Below are 15,495 nucleotides of genomic sequence, written 5' to 3'. Positions count from 1 at the left end.
ACCCCGACCCGCGCTGACCTCCGCGCGCACCTCCGGTCCGACGTGAGCCCCCGACGGGCCGCCGGTCAGGCGGGCGCGCCTGCGGCCGCCCGGTCAGACGTGCGCCGGCGCGAGCGCGTCCGCGATCTCGCCCGCCCACCGCGCGACCGCGGCCATGTCACGGTGGTCGCCCTCGCGGGCCCGCGCGGCGGAGATGGTCGCGCGCTCGGCGAACGACAGGACCGACCGGTCGAGTCGACCGTGGAAGCTGCGGTGCCCGCGCGCGCCGACGCGCTCCGCGAGCGCCCGGATCTCGTGCGGGGAGTTCGCGCTCGCCGCGGGCTGCGTCGCGAGGCCCGACGACAGCAGCCAGACGGGTCGCGTCGCGAGCTCGTCGGCGAGCCGGTCGGCCAGGTCGCGGGCCGCGGGCATCCAGTGGGCGACGTACACGGCGGAGCCCAGGACGACGGCGTCGACACCCTCGAGGTCGGTCACGTCGTCGGGCGGCGTCATGGTCACGTCGTGACCTCGCTCGCGCAGCGTCTGCGCGACGACCTCGCCGATTCCCCACGTGCCCCCGTGCCGCGAGGCGATGGTGACCAGGATCCGCATGCCCGCTCCCTCCCTGCCGCCGTCCGGCTCTCGGACCGCTCGTCCATCGTCGCCCGGCGCTGGCCTGGACGGATGGGCCCGAGGTCCTGAGAGACGAGGGTCACGACGGGTCCGGGATGCCCGGTTGTGCGGCGCGCAGCTTGTCGGTCAGGCGGCGCAGCTCGGCGAGCTCGTCGGCGTCGAGCGCGCCGCCGACGAGGCGCCGGATCGAGCGCACGTGCCGGCGCCCGATCTCGCGCTGCACGCGCTCGCCCTCGGGCGTCAGGGTCACCGCGACCCCGCGCGCGTCGCCCCGCACCGGCCCGCGCAGCACGAGCCCCGCGGCCTCGAGCCGCTCGACCATCCGGGAGAGGCTCGGTTGGGTCAGCAGGCTGCTCTCGCCGAGCTCCTTGAGGCGCGCCGTGAGGTCGTGGCACCGGGAGAGCGTGAACAGCACGTCGTACTCGCGGATCGTCAGCGGGTCCCACACGTCGTCGCGCTGGAAGCGACGCATGAGCGCCACCTGCGCGCGGAACAGCGCCTCCCACGCCTCAGCCGCCTCACGCGTGCTCGCGGCGCGCCCGACCGGTCCCTCGACCATCGACTCCCCCTCCGGCGATCGCAACGCCGACGCTATCGAAACTGCAGGCCACGACGTGCCGAAATGATTCAGCACCTCCCCGGCGAACGCATGCCACGAGCAGTGTGCACGCGGCATCCGCACCATGAGGAGGACTCCATGCCCACCACACCACCCGCACCCTGCCCTACGACCCGCCGTTCCCGCACGGCGTTGCGCACGACGCTCGCGGCAGCCGCCGCCACGCTCGTCCTCGGGACGGCCGTCGCCGTCCCCGCGCACGCCGCCACGACCCTGAAGGAGGCCGCCGACGCCGCCGGCAAGGACATCGGCTTCGCGCTCGACCCGAACCGCCTGTCCGAGTCCGCGTACAAGTCGATCGCCGACACCGAGTTCAACCTCGTCGTCGCCGAGAACGCGATGAAGTGGGACGCGACGGAGCCGTCGCAGAACAGCTTCAGCTTCGGCGCGGGCGACCAGGTCGCGAGCTACGCCGCCGCGACCGGCAAGGAGCTGTACGGGCACACGCTCGTGTGGCACTCGCAGCTGCCCGACTGGGCGAAGAACCTCAACGGCAGCGCCCTCGAGAGCGCGATGGTCAACCACGTGACGAAGGTCGCGGACCACTTCGAGGGCAAGGTCGCGTCGTGGGACGTCGTCAACGAGGCGTTCGCCGACGGCGGCGGCCGGCGGCAGGACTCGACGTTCCAGCAGAAGCTCGGCAACGGCTACATCGAGACGGCGTTCCGGGCCGCGCGCGCGGCCGACCCGACCGCGAAGCTCTGCATCAACGACTACAACGTCGAGGGCGTCAACGCGAAGAGCAACTCGCTGTACGACCTCGTCAAGGACTTCAAGGCACGCGGCGTGCCGATCGACTGCGTCGGCTTCCAGTCGCACCTCATCGTCGGCCAGGTCCCCGGCGACTTCCGGCAGAACCTGCAGCGGTTCGCCGACCTGGGCGTCGACGTGCGCATCACCGAGCTCGACATCCGCATGCCGATGCCGTCCGACTCCTCGAAGCTCGCGACGCAGGCCGCCGACTACAAGAAGGTCGTCCAGGCCTGCCTCCAGGTCACGCGCTGCGAGGGCGTGACCATCTGGGGCATCACCGACAAGTACTCGTGGGTCCCGGACGTGTTCTCGGGCCAGGGCGCCGCGCTGGTGTGGAACGACGGCTACGCCAAGAAGCCCGCGCACGCGGCGATCCTCGAGGCGTTCGGCGCGACCCCGACGCCCACCCCGACGACACCCACCCCGACTCCGACGACGCCGACCCCCACACCGACGACGCCGACGCCGACCCCGACGACCACCCCCACGACGCCCGTCGGCGCGTGCCGGGTCGCCTACGGCGTGAACCAGTGGAACACCGGGTTCACCGCCAACGTCACGATCACGAACACGTCGTCGTCCGCGCTCAACGGCTGGACCCTGACGTTCGCGTTCCCGTCCGGCCAGACCATCACGCAGGCCTGGTCGTCGGTCTCGTCGCAGTCCGGCTCCCAGGTCACGCTGCGCAACGCCGCGTGGAACGGGTCGCTCGCACCCGGCGGCAGCACGCAGATCGGCTTCAACGGCGCCCACAACGGCACCAACACCGCGCCGAACGCGTTCGCGCTCAACGGCACGCCCTGCTCGGTGGCCTGACGCCGCAGCACGCCACGACCGCACCGGTGCCCGCCGCTCGCGCGGGCACCGGTGCGCGTCCGTGCCACGGCTCCGCCCGTCGCTACGCTGACGCGATGAGCACCGACGCGGCAGCCCGCACCACCTACCTGCTGGTCGACGGCGAGAACATCGACGCGACCCTCGGGTCGTCGATCCTCGGCGGGCGGCCGACGCCCGACCAGCGGCCGCGCTGGGAGCGGGTGCTCGGGTTCGCGGAGCAGACGTGGGGGCAGCCCGTGAAGGGGCTGTTCTTCCTCAACGCCTCGAACGGCAACCTGCCGATGTCGTTCGTCCAGGCGCTCCTCGCGATCGGGTTCCAGCCCATCCCCCTGTCCGGGGAGTCGTACGAGAAGGTCGTCGACATCGGCATCAAGCGCACGCTGCAGGCGATCGCGTCGCGCGGCGGCGACGTGCTGCTCGCGAGCCACGACGGCGACTTCGCGCCCGAGGTCGAGACGCTCGTCGACGACGAGGGCCGCCGGGTCGGGCTCCTCGCGTTCCGCGAGTTCACGTCGACCGCGCTCGCGGGCCTCACCGCCCGCGGCCTCCAGGTGTTCGACCTCGAGTCCGACGTCGCCGCGTTCAACGTCCAGCTGCCGCGTCTGCGGATCATCCCGCTCGACGAGTTCGACCCGCTCCGCTACCTCTGACGCGGCCGCTCGCGGGCGCCGCCTGCGTGATCGGGGTCACAGACCCATAACGGTTCGGTCGCATGTCCGGTTCGTCCGCTTCTGGCGGTCGTGCGGACACCGTCCTTGCTGGTAGACAGTCCTCCGCGCGCCCTCCCGGCCGGGGCCGCCGTGCTCGACGTCAACGGCGACGTCGGGTGCGGCGGCCTCCCGGGAGGGCCTTGTCGTCCAGCGGCTGAACCTCTCCGCGTCGTCGCTCGGCCGCCGAACCCCTGCGCGTCGTCGGTCAGCGGCCGAGCCGCTGCGCGTCGTCGCTCAGCCGCCGAGACCCTCCGCGAGCACGCGGTCGATCGCGGCCTGGACCTGGTCGCGGTGCGCGGTGGCGAACAGCTCGACGCCGTGCGCGCCGCCCGGCAGCTCGAGGAACGTCGTCGGGTCGTCGAGCCGCGACACCCAGCGCGACGAGCCGACCGCGACGTCGCCGTCGTTCGTCGACGCCACGACCAGGAGCGGCCCGTCGTACGTGCTCGTCTCCGCACGCGCGTCGACGCCGTCCATCTCGGCGGGCGGTCCCAGGGCCACCACGGCCACGGCGTCGGCCTCGTCCGCGAGCGCGGCGACGTACGTGCCGCCCTTGGAGGCCCCGACGAGCGCCACCTGCTGCGCGCCGACCGACCGGACGACGTCGACCGCGCCGAGCAGCGACGCCGCGGAGTCGGAACCCCACGAGAACGACGCGACGAGGTAGCCGGCGTCGGACAGGCGCGTCAGCTGGTCGGCCCACTGGCACGGGCCGCCCTGGTTCTGCGGCGCGAGCACGACGGCCCGCGTCCCGGAGCCCCGCCAGGCGACGAGCGTCGGGTCGTCCTGCGGCCCGATGGCGGCGGCGGTGGTGCCGTCGGGCAGGCACGGCGGCGCCTCCGCGGCGCGGGACGACGGCGACGGCGCACCGGCGGCCGCGTCGGAGCGGCCGTCGCCCGTCGGCTCACCACCGCCTGTGCACGCCCCGAGCAGCAGCAGGCCGAGCACCACGACGCCCGCGCCGCGCACGCCGCCGCGGACGCTCACCCCGTGAAGCCCTGCGCGAGCACGCCGTCGATCGCCACCTGGACGTGCGACGCGTGCTCGCCCTCGAGCAGCGCGACGCCGTGCGCTCCCCCGCTGAGCTCCATGAAGGTGCTCGGGTCGTCGGCGCGCGCGACCTCGCGCGACCCGTCGACGCTCACCTGGCTGTCGTCGGTCGAGGCGATCACGAGCAGCGGACCGTCGTACGTGCTGGCCTCGGACGACGCGTCGATGCCGTCGAACGTCGCGGGCGGCCCGAGCGCGACGACCGCGACCGCGTCGGCCTCGTCCGCGAGCGCGGCCGAGAACGCCCCGCCCTTCGAGGCCCCGACGAGCGCGACGTCCTGCGCGCCGACGGACCGGAGCGCGTCGACGGCGCCGAGCAGCGAGGCCGCGGAGTCGTCGGCCCACGAGAACGACGCCACGAGGTAGCCCTGGCCCGCGAGGCGGGTCATCTCGTTCGTCCACTGGCAGTAGTCGGCCTGGTTCTGGGGTGCGAGCACGACGCCCTTGCTGCCGGCACCGGTCCACACGACGACCGTCGGGTCGTCCTCGGGGCCGGTCGCGGCGGCGGCCGAGCCCTCGGGTGCGCAGTCGGGGACGTCGACGGGCCGGATCGCGGGCGACGGGCCGACCGAGACGGTCTCCTCGGGTGCGGCGTCGGGCTCGGGCGTGTCGCCACCGCCCGTGCACCCGGCGAGCAGGAGCGCTCCCACACCGACGGCGAGCAGGCCCGCCCTGACCTTCACGACACTGTGCATGCGGGCATTCCTAGGGCTCACCCGGACGCCGCACAACCCCGTGTCCACCTGCTGGTTCGCACCCGTCCGGGGCGCGGCGTCGGCGCGTCAGGCCGTCGCGACCCCGTCCGGCACGGCGTCCGCGGCGACCGCGTCGTACCGGTCGAGCACGATCGCCGCGAGCCGCGGGTCCGGCGCGAGCGGCGGGCTGACGACGTCCGCGCCCGCCTCGCGCACGCGGTCGTAGAAGTAACCGGGAGCCAGCAGGTAGGACGCGACGACGACGCGACCGCCCGGGACGAGGTCGGCGCGTGCGGCGGCGACGGCGACGGGCACGCGCGGCTCGGCACCGGCGCCGTACCCGATCGTGACCGGCTGCGTGAGGCGGTCGGCCAGACCTGCGGCGACGGCCTCGACGGCGAGCGCGGCCGACGGGTCCGTCGAGCCGGCGGCGGCGAGCACGACCGCGTCGTCGGGGGCGAGCCCGGCGTCGTGCAGCCGTTCGACGAGGACGTCGACGAGGCGGGGGTCGGGGCCGAGCGGCCCGGACGCGACGGCACCCGGCCGGTCGACCGCGGCGGCGACGTCGACCTTCACGTGGAAGCCGACCGACAGGAGCAGCGGCACCACGACGACACCGCCGCGCTGCTCGGCGAGCGCGTCGGCCACGACGGCCGCGACCTCGGGCACCTGCACGTCGACGAACGCCTCGCGCACGCGCAGCCCGGGCCGGGTCGCGGCGACGTCGGCGAGGATCGACCGGATCGCCTCCCGGCCCCCGAGGTCGTCGGTGCCGTGCGAGCACCCGACGAGCACCGGGCCGGTCACCGCCGCGGGCGTCCCCTCGGCGTGCAGCGCGCTGGTCATCGTGCCTCCTCGAGCTCCAGCCGGTAGCCCCGCTTGACCACCGTGCGGATCAGGGCGCGGCTGCCCGACGCCTCGCGCAGCCGTGCGATCGCGACCTCCGCGGCGTGCGGGTCGGTCGAGTCGCCCGGCAGGACCGCGAGCACCTGGTCCCGCGGGACGACGGACCCGCGCGCACCTGCGAGCAGCCGGAGCACCTCCAGGCCGCTCGGGGTGAGCGGGAGGACGTGCCCGTCGAGCACCGCCGCCCCACGGTAGACCCGCAGCGGGCCGGCGACGGTCGCGAGGTCCTGCATGCCGCCGTAGTACGAGACGACCGCCCGCACGAGCGAACCGAGCCGGCCGCGGTCCGGGACCAGCGGCTCGACGCCGCGCTCGAGGAGCGGGCGGGCCGTCACCGGACCGACCGCGGCCATCACGACGGTGCCCGCGCGGCAGTGGTGCACGATCTCGTCCGCGACGCCCTCGGCCTCGGCGGCCTGCCACCACGCCTCGGCACCGGGCGCGGACGTGAAGACGACCGCGTCGACCTCGCCCGTGGCGACCGCACGCACGGACGCGGTCACGACGGCCGGGTCCGGCGGCGGACCCCAGCGGTAGACGACGAGGCTGCGCACGCGCGCACCCGCGGCGGCGAACGCCTCGTCGAGCCCGTCGGCGCCCGCGCCGTGGTGCTGCACGGCGATGTCGTGGCCCGCGACGCCCTCGTCGAGCAGGACCTCGGCGATCTCGGCGCTGGTCTCCGACTCGGCGACCCAGTCGGCCGTGAGGCCCGCGGCCTGGATCGCGCCGCGTGCCTTGGGGCCGCGCGCGACGATGCGGGTGCCGCGCAGCATCTCGACGAGGGGCTCCGCGAGACCGGCCGCGTCGGCAGCCTCGATCCAGCCGCGGAAGCCGATGCCGGTCGTCACGACGACCGTGTCCGGCGGGTCGGCGAGCAACGACCGGGTGCCGGCCAGCAGCGCCGCGTCGTCGATGTGCGGGACCATCCCGAGCGCCGGGGCGTGCCGGACCGCCGCGCCGCGCCGGCCCAGGGCAGCGGCGAGCTCCGCGGACCGCCGGTCCGCGGTGATCAGGACGACGCAGCCGGCGAGGGTCTGGTCGATCGGCTCGCTCACGAGGTCATTGTGTCGCGTGCGCGGACCGCGTCCGTCGGCCGGTCCGCCGTCGGCGCGTCGTCGCACGCGTCGGGCGCGGCGGCGTCGAGCAGCCCTTCGGCGGCGACGGCACCGACGACGAGCACGGCGGGCGCCCGGACGCCGACCTCGGCGGCACGCGCGGCGACGTCGGCGAGCGGGGCACGCGTGACGCGCTGGGTCGGCAGCGTGCCGTCCTCGACGACCGCGACCGGCGTGAGCGGGTCGACGCCCGCCGCGACCGCCTGCGCCGCGAGGTCGGCCAGGACGGTGACGCCCATGAGCACCACGACCGTGCACGACGCGTCGCGCAGCCCGGTGAGCGCGGCGGACGACCAGCCGTCGTGGCCGTTCATCACGTGCACGGCGCCGACGGTCCCCCGGTGCGTGAGCGGGATCCCGGCCGCCGCAGGCGCCGCGAGCGCGCTCGAGACGCCCGGCACGACGTCGACGTCCACGCCGGCCTCGCGGCAGGCCAGGACCTCCTCGCCGCCGCGCCCGTACAGGAACGGGTCGCCGCCCTTGAGCCGCACGACGAACCGTCCGCGCTGCGCCTGCTCGACGAGGATGCGGTTGATCTCGTGCTGCGGCACGGGGTGGTGGCCGGGCGACTTGCCGACGTCGATCACCTCGACGTCGGGCGCGAGCTCGTCGAGCACGCCGACGGGTCCGAGCCGGTCGGTCACGACGACGTCGGCCTGCGCGAGCGCGCGGCGGGCGCCGAGCGTCAGCAGGTCGACGCGCCCGGGTCCGCCGCCGACGAGCACGACCCGTCCGGCGCCCGGGCGTCGCCGGCGCAGGTCCACGCGCCCTTCGCGCAGGTGCGCGTCGACGGCGTCGCGGACCGCGGCGGTGCGGCGCGGGTCGGGGACGCCGGTCGACACGACGCCGACCAGGACCTCGTCGTGCCGGGTGGTCGCGGGCGTCCGAGCGGTGCCGCGCGTGCCGGTGCCCGCGTCGACGCAGAACGTCGCACGCTCCGCCGCCCACCCGACGACGGCGTCGTCGGTCGCACGGTCACCCGTCGCGGTGTGCACGAGCCACGCGCCGTCGAGGTCGCGCGCCTCGACCTCGCGCGAGCGCCACTCGACGAGCCCCCAGCGGTGCATGTCGGCGAGCACCTCGCACAGCGCGGGCGCGACGACGACGACCGACGCGGCGTCGGCGAGCAGCCCCTGGACGCGGCGGGCGGCGACCGGTCCCCCGCCGACCACGACGACGCGCCGACCGGCCAGGTCGACGCCCAGCATCGTCGTCACGGGGCCACCGGGACGTCGACCTCGACCACGCCCTCGACGACGCGGACCGGGAAGCTGCGCAGGTCGGCGGGCAGGTCGCGCACGGGCACCTTCCCGACCGTGTCGAGGCAGCGGCCCGTCGTCAGGTCGAAGACCTGCTTGTACATGGGCGACGCGACCGTCGGCACCTCGACGTCGTCGACCCAGCGCGACCCGACGATGCCGCGCGAGATCACGAACGCGTCCGAGAACGGGTCGTGCTGGTCGACCGCGAGCACGCGGTCGTCGACGAGCCGGAACAGCGCGACCTGGTGCCCGCCGAGCAGCGCCGCTGCGCCGCGCTCGGGCGCGAGGTGCCGGAGCGCGCAGACGGGCTGCCAGCCCGTCTGGTCGAGCTCGGGCAGCGTGGGGGTCTCCGAGACGGTCATGCGCGCACCTCCAGGGTCGTGCCGGCGACGAGGACGGGTTCTCCGCGGAGCGCGGCGTCGCGCTCGTCCGCGGTGGCGGGGCGGGCCTGACCGCGCTCGGGCACGTACGCGAGCGACGGGTCGGGCGTGGCGGGCGCGTTGACGAACGACGCGAACCGGCGCAGCTTCTCGGGGTCCTCGAGGGTCGCGCGCCACTCGTCCTCGTAGGTGTCGACGTGCTGCGCCATCTGCGCGTCGAGGTCCGCCGCGATGCCGAGGGTGTCGTCGATGACGACGCCGCGGAGCGCGTCGACGCCGCCCTCGAGGTCCTCGAGCCACGGCGCGGTGCGCTGGAGGCGGTCGGCGGTGCGGATGTAGTACAGGAGGAAGCGGTCGATCGTGCGGATGAGGTCCTCGGTCGACAGGTCCTCGGCGAGCAGCACCGCGTGCTTCGGGGTGAAGCCGCCGTTGCCGCCGACGTAGACGTTCCAGCCCTTGTCGGTCGCGATGACGCCGACGTCCTTGCCGCGGGCCTCCGCGCACTCCCGGGCGCACCCGGAGACGCCCATCTTGAGCTTGTGCGGCGAGCGCAGGCCGCGGTAGCGCAGCTCGAGCAGGACCGCGAGCGCCACGGAGTCCTGCACGCCGAACCGGCACCACGTGGACCCGACGCACGACTTCACGGTGCGCAGCGACTTGCCGTACGCGTGACCCGACTCGAACCCGGCGTCGACGAGGCGCTGCCAGATGACGGGCAGCTGGTCGATGCGGGCGCCGAACAGGTCGATGCGCTGCCCGCCGGTGATCTTCGTGTAGAGCCCGAAGTCCTTCGCGACCTCGCCGATCGCGATGAGCCCCTCGGGCGTGACCTCGCCGCCGGGGATGCGCGGGACGACCGAGTACGAGCCGTCCTTCTGCAGGTTCGCCATGACGTGGTCGTTGGTGTCCTGCAGCGCGGCGCGCTCGCCCTCGAGGACGTGCGCGGGCGCCGTCGTCGCGAGGATCGACGCGACGGCCGGCTTGCAGATGTCGCAGCCGCGGCCCTCGGCACGCGTCCCGAACCGCTCGACGACCTCGGTGAACGACCGCACCCCGGAGATGCGCACCGCGTCGTAGAGCTGCGCGCGGGACAGCGCGAAGTGCTCGCACAGCGCGTTGCTCACCGTGATGCCCTGCTTGGACAGCTCGGTCGTGACGAGCTTCTTGACGAGCGGGAGGCACGAGCCGCACGACGTGCCGGCCTTGGTGCACGCCTTGACCGCGCCGACGTCGGTGCAGCCGTGCTCGGTGACCGCGCCGCGGATCGTCCCGGCGGACACGTTGTTGCACGAGCAGACGCCCGCGTCGTCGGGCAGCTCCAGGTCGGGGAGCCCGCCGCCACCGCCCTCGGGCAGCAGGAACGCGGCCGGGTCGCCGGGGAGCTCGCGGCCGAGCATCGGGCGCAGGCTCGCGTACGCGGACGCGTCGCCGACGAGGACGCCGCCGAGCAGCGTGCGCGCGTCGTCGGACATGACGAGCTTCTTGTAGACGCCCGCGACCGGGTCGGCCCAGACGAGCTCGAGCGCACCCTCGGTGCGGCCGAACGCGTCGCCGAAGCTCGCGACGTCGACGCCCGCCAGCTTGAGCTTGGTCGCGGTGTCCGCGCCCGGGAACTCGGCCGCGCCGCCCAGCAGGCGGTCCGCGGTGACCTCGGCCATCGCGTAGCCCGGGGCGACCAGGCCGATGCACGCGCCCTGGATGCACGCGACCTCGCCGACCGCGGAGACGTCGCGGTCGGACGACACGCACGTGTCGTCGACGACCACGCCGCCGCGCGGGCCCACCTCGAGGCCCGCCGCGCGGGCGAGCTCGTCGCGCGGCCGCACGCCCGCGGCCACGACCACGACGTCGGCGTCGACCCGACCGCCGTCCGCGAGGTCGAGGCGTCCCACACCGCCGCGTCGGTGCGGGCGGATCTTCACGGTCATCGCGTTGACCCGGACGCCGACGCCGATCGTGTTGATGAGCCGCCGCAGCGCCTCGCCGCCGCCCAGGTCGAGCTGCGTGTCCATGAGGTGCGAGCCGACCTGCAGCACCGTCGCCTGGGCCCCGAGCGCGTGGAGCGCACCCGCCGCCTCGAGGCCGAGCAGGCCGCCGCCCAGCACCGCGCCGCGCACCGGGCGGACCAGGTCCTGCTGGAGCTTCTCGACGTACCCGCGCAGCGCCGCGACGTCGTCGACCGTCCGGTAGACGAACACGCCCGGCAGGTCCGCGCCCTCGGTCGGCGGCACCCACGCGTACGAACCCGTCGCGAGGACGAGGTGGTCGTAGACGTACGTGCGCCCCGACGCGGCCGTCACCGTGCGCGTCGCCCGGTCGACGGCCGTCACGGCGTCGTCGCGGACCAGCGTGACGAGCGGGTCGTCCCACAGCGCGGGGTCGCCGAGCTCGAGCTCCTCGGGCTTGCGGCCCGAGAAGTAGCTCGTGAGCGCGACGCGGTCGTACGGGCGCCGCGGCTCCTCCGCGAGGACCGTGATGCGCCAGGCGCCCGCGGTGTCGCGGTCGCGCAGCGCCTCGACGAGCCGCTGGGCGACCATGCCGCCGCCGACGACGACGAGGTGACGTGAGTTCATGGGGGGCTCCGTCGGGTAGGGACGAGGGCGTGCTCCGACGGTAGGAACCGCGTGTTTCGTCCACGGGTGCGCGCGCGTTACCTCGGCGGAACGGTTCTCTCACTCGGGGCGTGGTAGCCGTGTGAGCCCGGCCGGCGTCGGACGTCGGTGCGAGGCTGTGCGGCATGAGCGCCGTCATCGCCCTGCTGCGGGCCGTCAACGTCGGGGGGCGGACCATGAAGGCCGCCCAGCTGAGGACCGTCGCCGAGGGCCTGGGCCACGAGCAGGTCGCCACGTACGTGAACAGCGGGAACGTCGTGCTGGTCCCCGCCGGCGGGCAGTCGCCGTCCGACGTCGCGGCCGGGCTGTCGCACGCGCTCGCGCAGGAGGTCGGGTTCGACGTGCCCGTCGTCGCACGCACCACGGCCGAGTGGGACCGCCTCGTCGGCGTGCTGCCCTTCCCCGCGCAGGCGCGCGAGGACCCGTCGCACCTCGCCGTCGTGTGCTGGGACGACGTGCCCGACGTGGCCTCGGTCCGCGAGTTCGACGCGTCGCGGTACGGCGACGAGGTCGTCGTCTGGCACGGTCGCGAGACGTACGCGTACTACCCGCACGGGCAGGGCCGGTCGAAGCTCACGATCGACGTCCTGTCGCGCGCCGCGGGACGCGTCGGGACCGCGCGCAACTGGAACACCGTCCTCGCGCTGCAGCGACTCGCGCACGAGCGGGACGGCTGATCTCCACCCGAAGACGGAGGGAGCGCCGCGGACGCTCTGCTTGGATCGGTGGGTGGCCACCCTCGCGTTCGACGCGCTGACCAAGGCGTACGGCGACGTCCAGGCCCTGCGGGGCATGACGTTCGACGTGCGCGCCGGCGAGATCTTCGGGTTCGTCGGCTCCAACGGCGCCGGCAAGTCCACGACGATGCGGATCGCGGTCGGCGTGCTCGCCGCCGACTCCGGCACCGTGACGTGGGACGGCCGGCCCGTCGACCACGCCGTCCGGCGGCGGATCGGGTACATGCCCGAGGAGCGCGGGCTGTACCCGCGCATGAAGGTCGGCGAGCAGCTCGTCTACCTCGCGCGGCTGCACGGCCTCGACCCCGCCGCGGCGCGCGCGTCGATGGAGCACTGGACCGAGGTGCTGGGTGTCGCCGGGCGCCGCGACGACGAGGTGCTCAAGCTGTCGCTCGGCAACCAGCAGCGCGTGCAGCTCGCCGCCGCGCTCGTGCACCACCCCGAGATCCTCGTGCTCGACGAGCCGTTCTCCGGCCTCGACCCCGTCGCCGTCGACGTCATGAGCACCGTGCTGCGCGAGCAGGCCGCGGGCGGGGTGCCCGTGATCTTCTCGTCGCACCAGCTCGAGCTCGTCGAGCGCCTGTCCGACCGCGTGGGGATCGTCCGCGCCGGGTCGATGGTCGCCGTCGGCGGGATCGACGAGCTGCGCAGCACCGGCGACCGGCGGTGGGTCGTCGACGGTCCGCCCGCCGCCGACTGGCTGCCCGCGGTGCCCACGGCACGGCTCTCCGACGGCGTGGACGCGGGACGCGTCGTCGTCGAGGCCGTCACCGGCGCACCCGCGGACGTCGACCAGCAGCTGCTGCGCGCGGCGCTCGCCGCCGGGCCGGTGCGCGAGTTCGCCGTCGTCCGGCCGACCCTCACCGAGCTGTACCGGCACGTCGTCACCGCCGAGACCCCCGAGCAGGCGGGAGCCCGCGCATGACCACGACCCACGACACCGACCTCTCCGCGGGTGCGGCCGTCCGGCTCGTCGCCGGGCGCGAGATCAGCACGCGCCTGCGCTCCAAGCCGTTCCTGTGGACCACGCTCGCGCTGGTCGCCGCGGTCGTGCTCGCGGGCGTCGTCGCGGGGCTCGTCGGCAACCGGGAGCCCGACCCGCAGGTCGTCGGCGTGGTGGCCGACGCGTCCGACGTCGCCGACCCGCTCGTCGCGACCGCGCAGGCCGCGGGCGTCCCCGTCGAGGTGCGGGACGTCGCGGACACCGCCGAGGGCGAGGACCTGGTGACGTCGGGCGACGTCGACGTGCTCGTCACCGGGGTCGACCCCGAGCTGGCCGTCGTGGTCCAGGACGACGTGCCCGAGCCGCTGCAGCCCGTGCTCGCGTCGCTCGCGCAGCAGGTCGCGCTGGCCGGCGCGGTCACCGACCTGGGCGGCGACCCCGCGGAGGTCGCGAGCCAGGTCGCGGGCGCCACGCCGTCGGTCACGACGCTCGGCTCGCCGCCGCAGGTCGACGGCGCGCAGATCATCGCGGGCTACCTCGCCGGGATCCTGCTGTTCATCGGGCTCATGACCGCCGGGCAGCTCGTCGCGCAGGGCGTCGTCGAGGAGAAGACCAGCCGCGTCGTCGAGCTGCTGCTCGCGACCGTCCGGCCCTGGCACCTCATGGCGGGCAAGGTGCTCGGCATCGGCATCATCGGGCTCGCGCAGGTCGCGCTCGTCGTGCTCGCGGGCGGCGGGACCGCCTGGGCGTTCGGCCTGCTCGACACGACGACGCTCGACCTCGGGGCCACCGCCGCGTGGGCGCTCGTGTGGTTCGTCATCGGGTTCCTCATGTACGCGCTGCTGCTCGCCGCGCTCGCCGCGCTCGTGTCGCGGCAGGAGGACGTCGGCTCGGTGATCTCGCCGGTCCTGTTCGTCATGGGCATCCCCTACGTCCTCGCGATCTCCGTGACGCCGTGGGACCCCGACAACGCGCTCGTGACCGCGCTGTCGTTCGTGCCGTTCTGCGCGCCGATGATCATGCCCGTGCGCGTCGCGCTCGGCGCCGTGGAGACGTGGGAGATCCTGCTCGCCGCCGGCCTGTCGCTCGCGCTCGTGCCGTTCCTCGTGTGGTTCGCCGGGCGCGTCTACGCGAACGCCGTCCTGCACTCGGGCGGGCGGATGAAGCTCACGGACGCCCTGCGCGGGACGCCGACCGCCGTCTGAGCCGGCGTCGCCGTCCGGGATCGCCCGCGAGCGCCTAGCGTGGCCCCATGACGACGCTCTTCACGAAGATCATCGACGGCGAGATCCCCGGCCGGTTCGTGTGGGCGGACGACGTCGCCGTCGCGTTCACCACGATCGCGCCGATCACCGACGGGCACACGCTCGTCGTGCCGCGCGACGAGGTCGTCGAGCTGACGCAGGCGTCCGACGACCTGCTCGCGCACCTCACGCGCGTCGCGAAGGTCGTCGGTCAGGCGCAGCAGGCCGCGTGGGCGGCGCCGCGCGTCGCCCTGCTGGTCGCCGGGTTCGAGGTGCCGCACCTGCACCTGCACGTGCTCCCCGCGTGGGACGAGTCGTCGCTGACCTTCGCCAACGCCCGGCACGACGTGCCCGCCGAGGACCTCGACGCCGCCGCCGAGCGTGTGCGCGCCGCGCTGCGCGACGCCGGGCACGGCGCGCACGTCCCCGCCGCGCTCGGGTCGCCCGCGCTCTGACCCCCAGGTCCGCCGCCCGGACGCACCGGGCGGTCCCCCGTCCTGACCCTCGACCCCCGCCCCCGGGCGGGCCGACCTCCCGGAGGTGACCGTGCGACGCAGCGACGGTGCCGCCGCCCTCGCCGGCGTCGCGGCCGGTGTCGTGACGGTCGGCGTCGGCTCGCTCGTCGCCGTGCTCACCGGGCCGTCGACCGACCCGCTGGTCGCGGTCGGTGCCGCGTTCGTCGACGCGACGCCCGGGTGGCTCAAGGACTTCGCTGCGTCGACGTTCGGGACGGCCGACAAGGTCGTGCTCGGGATCGGCGAGGTGCTCGTGCTCGCGGCGCTCGCCGCGCTCGCCGGAGTGCTCGCGCACCGGCGCTGGGCGTGGGGGGCGACCGTCGTCGTCGCGCTCGGCGCGGTCGCGGGCCTGGCCGCGATGGGCCGACCCGACGCCGGGGTGCTCGCTCCCCTGCCGGCCGTGGCGGGTGCGGCCGCCGGGCTGCTCGTCCTGCGCGCCCTGCTGCGCCGGATCCCCGCCGGACCGTCCGTCGTCGCCGCGCGCCCGCCGGCGGCGACCCCGGCC

The 15,495-nt window shown here is 75.1% G+C and carries 15 protein-coding genes and 1 pseudogene; 7 read left to right on the top strand and 9 right to left on the bottom strand.

Going from position 1 to position 15,495, the window contains the following annotated elements; translation table 11 throughout:
- Positions 1 to 93 precede the first annotated feature (93 nt).
- Positions 94 to 591, bottom strand: coding sequence for a flavodoxin domain-containing protein (locus CTKZ_RS17735; RefSeq protein WP_124344179.1), 498 nt, complete (start codon positions 589 to 591; stop codon positions 94 to 96).
- A 100-nt stretch (positions 592 to 691) separates the two neighbouring features.
- On the bottom strand, positions 692 to 1,171 hold the full coding sequence (locus CTKZ_RS17730; RefSeq protein ID WP_124344178.1) for a MarR family winged helix-turn-helix transcriptional regulator: 480 nt from the start codon (positions 1,169 to 1,171) through the stop codon (positions 692 to 694).
- Positions 1,172 to 1,309: 138 nt separating this feature from the next.
- Here CTKZ_RS17730 and CTKZ_RS17725 point away from each other — a divergent pair, with 138 nt between their 5' ends.
- Positions 1,310 to 2,800 (top strand): glycoside hydrolase family 10 protein, encoded by a 1,491-nt coding sequence (locus CTKZ_RS17725; protein ID WP_225916668.1) that lies wholly within the window; start codon positions 1,310 to 1,312, stop codon positions 2,798 to 2,800.
- A 95-nt stretch (positions 2,801 to 2,895) separates the two neighbouring features.
- Positions 2,896 to 3,471, top strand: coding sequence for an NYN domain-containing protein (locus tag CTKZ_RS17720; protein WP_124344176.1), 576 nt, complete (start codon positions 2,896 to 2,898; stop codon positions 3,469 to 3,471).
- A gap of 294 nt (positions 3,472 to 3,765) precedes the next feature.
- Here CTKZ_RS17720 and CTKZ_RS17715 read toward each other — a convergent pair whose 3' ends face one another.
- The 7 genes from CTKZ_RS17715 to nirB all read right to left on the bottom strand — a co-directional run bounded on the left by CTKZ_RS17715 (position 3,766) and on the right by nirB (position 11,512).
- Positions 3,766 to 4,518, bottom strand: a complete 753-nt coding sequence (locus CTKZ_RS17715; RefSeq protein ID WP_124344175.1) for an alpha/beta hydrolase — start codon at positions 4,516 to 4,518, stop codon at positions 3,766 to 3,768.
- The gene (locus CTKZ_RS17710; protein ID WP_124344174.1) at positions 4,515 to 5,276 is read right to left on the bottom strand and encodes an alpha/beta hydrolase family protein; all 762 of its coding nucleotides are present in this window, start codon (positions 5,274 to 5,276) and stop codon (positions 4,515 to 4,517) included. The genes CTKZ_RS17715 and CTKZ_RS17710 overlap by 4 nt, the downstream gene beginning before the upstream one ends.
- A gap of 87 nt (positions 5,277 to 5,363) precedes the next feature.
- A complete protein-coding gene (locus CTKZ_RS17705) occupies positions 5,364 to 6,122 on the bottom strand; it encodes a sirohydrochlorin chelatase (RefSeq protein WP_124344173.1) in 759 nt (252 codons plus the stop codon).
- The gene (locus tag CTKZ_RS17700) at positions 6,119 to 7,237 is read right to left on the bottom strand and encodes a uroporphyrinogen-III synthase (protein WP_124344172.1); all 1,119 of its coding nucleotides are present in this window, start codon (positions 7,235 to 7,237) and stop codon (positions 6,119 to 6,121) included. Before CTKZ_RS17700 ends, CTKZ_RS17705 begins: the two co-directional genes overlap by 4 nt.
- Positions 7,234 to 8,505 (bottom strand): uroporphyrinogen-III C-methyltransferase, encoded by a 1,272-nt coding sequence (gene cobA, locus CTKZ_RS17695; protein WP_124344180.1) that lies wholly within the window; start codon positions 8,503 to 8,505, stop codon positions 7,234 to 7,236. Before cobA ends, CTKZ_RS17700 begins: the two co-directional genes overlap by 4 nt.
- A 5-nt stretch (positions 8,506 to 8,510) precedes the next feature.
- Complete coding sequence (gene nirD / locus CTKZ_RS17690; protein ID WP_124344171.1) at positions 8,511 to 8,921, bottom strand: nitrite reductase small subunit NirD; 411 nt, start codon at positions 8,919 to 8,921, stop codon at positions 8,511 to 8,513.
- A complete protein-coding gene (nirB, locus tag CTKZ_RS17685) occupies positions 8,918 to 11,512 on the bottom strand; it encodes a nitrite reductase large subunit NirB (protein WP_124344170.1) in 2,595 nt (864 codons plus the stop codon). Before nirB ends, nirD begins: the two co-directional genes overlap by 4 nt.
- A 164-nt stretch (positions 11,513 to 11,676) precedes the next feature.
- Here nirB and CTKZ_RS17680 point away from each other — a divergent pair, with 164 nt between their 5' ends.
- From CTKZ_RS17680 to CTKZ_RS17660, 5 genes and pseudogenes are all read left to right on the top strand, one after another.
- On the top strand, positions 11,677 to 12,228 hold the full coding sequence (locus CTKZ_RS17680) for a DUF1697 domain-containing protein (RefSeq protein WP_124344169.1): 552 nt from the start codon (positions 11,677 to 11,679) through the stop codon (positions 12,226 to 12,228).
- A gap of 52 nt (positions 12,229 to 12,280) precedes the next feature.
- A complete protein-coding gene (locus CTKZ_RS17675) occupies positions 12,281 to 13,213 on the top strand; it encodes an ABC transporter ATP-binding protein (protein WP_124344168.1) in 933 nt (310 codons plus the stop codon).
- Positions 13,210 to 14,436, top strand: coding sequence for an ABC transporter permease (locus CTKZ_RS17670; RefSeq protein ID WP_124344167.1), 1,227 nt, complete (start codon positions 13,210 to 13,212; stop codon positions 14,434 to 14,436). The genes CTKZ_RS17675 and CTKZ_RS17670 overlap by 4 nt, the downstream gene beginning before the upstream one ends.
- A gap of 47 nt (positions 14,437 to 14,483) precedes the next feature.
- On the top strand, positions 14,484 to 14,930 hold the full coding sequence (locus tag CTKZ_RS17665) for an HIT family protein (RefSeq protein WP_124344166.1): 447 nt from the start codon (positions 14,484 to 14,486) through the stop codon (positions 14,928 to 14,930).
- A gap of 91 nt (positions 14,931 to 15,021) precedes the next feature.
- Positions 15,022 to 15,495: pseudogene (locus tag CTKZ_RS17660) on the top strand (molybdopterin-dependent oxidoreductase); the annotation flags it as partial.

Source organism: Cellulomonas algicola (assembly GCF_003851725.1).
Taxonomy (GTDB): Bacteria; Actinomycetota; Actinomycetes; order Actinomycetales; family Cellulomonadaceae; genus Cellulomonas; species Cellulomonas algicola.
The sequence above is the reverse complement of the archived record's forward strand: the minus strand, read 5'-3'. Positions and strand labels throughout refer to the sequence as shown.

Bases quoted from the DNA above. Each gene is read 5' to 3' on its own strand.
- CTKZ_RS17670 (WP_124344167.1), top strand. From the start codon at position 13,210: ATGACCACGACCCACGACACCGACCTCTCCGCGGGTGCGGCCGTCCGG.
- CTKZ_RS17680 (WP_124344169.1), top strand. From the start codon at position 11,677: ATGAGCGCCGTCATCGCCCTGCTGCGGGCCGTCAACGTCGGGGGGCGG.
- CTKZ_RS17735 (WP_124344179.1), bottom strand. From the start codon at position 591: ATGCGGATCCTGGTCACCATCGCCTCGCGGCACGGGGGCACGTGGGGA.
- CTKZ_RS17705 (WP_124344173.1), bottom strand. From the start codon at position 6,122: ATGACCAGCGCGCTGCACGCCGAGGGGACGCCCGCGGCGGTGACCGGC.
- CTKZ_RS17665 (WP_124344166.1), top strand. From the start codon at position 14,484: ATGACGACGCTCTTCACGAAGATCATCGACGGCGAGATCCCCGGCCGG.
- nirD (WP_124344171.1), bottom strand. From the start codon at position 8,921: ATGACCGTCTCGGAGACCCCCACGCTGCCCGAGCTCGACCAGACGGGC.
- cobA (WP_124344180.1), bottom strand. From the start codon at position 8,505: ATGCTGGGCGTCGACCTGGCCGGTCGGCGCGTCGTCGTGGTCGGCGGG.
- CTKZ_RS17725 (WP_225916668.1), top strand. From the start codon at position 1,310: ATGCCCACCACACCACCCGCACCCTGCCCTACGACCCGCCGTTCCCGC.
- nirB (WP_124344170.1), bottom strand. From the start codon at position 11,512: ATGAACTCACGTCACCTCGTCGTCGTCGGCGGCGGCATGGTCGCCCAG.
- CTKZ_RS17720 (WP_124344176.1), top strand. From the start codon at position 2,896: ATGAGCACCGACGCGGCAGCCCGCACCACCTACCTGCTGGTCGACGGC.
- CTKZ_RS17730 (WP_124344178.1), bottom strand. From the start codon at position 1,171: ATGGTCGAGGGACCGGTCGGGCGCGCCGCGAGCACGCGTGAGGCGGCT.
- CTKZ_RS17710 (WP_124344174.1), bottom strand. From the start codon at position 5,276: ATGCACAGTGTCGTGAAGGTCAGGGCGGGCCTGCTCGCCGTCGGTGTG.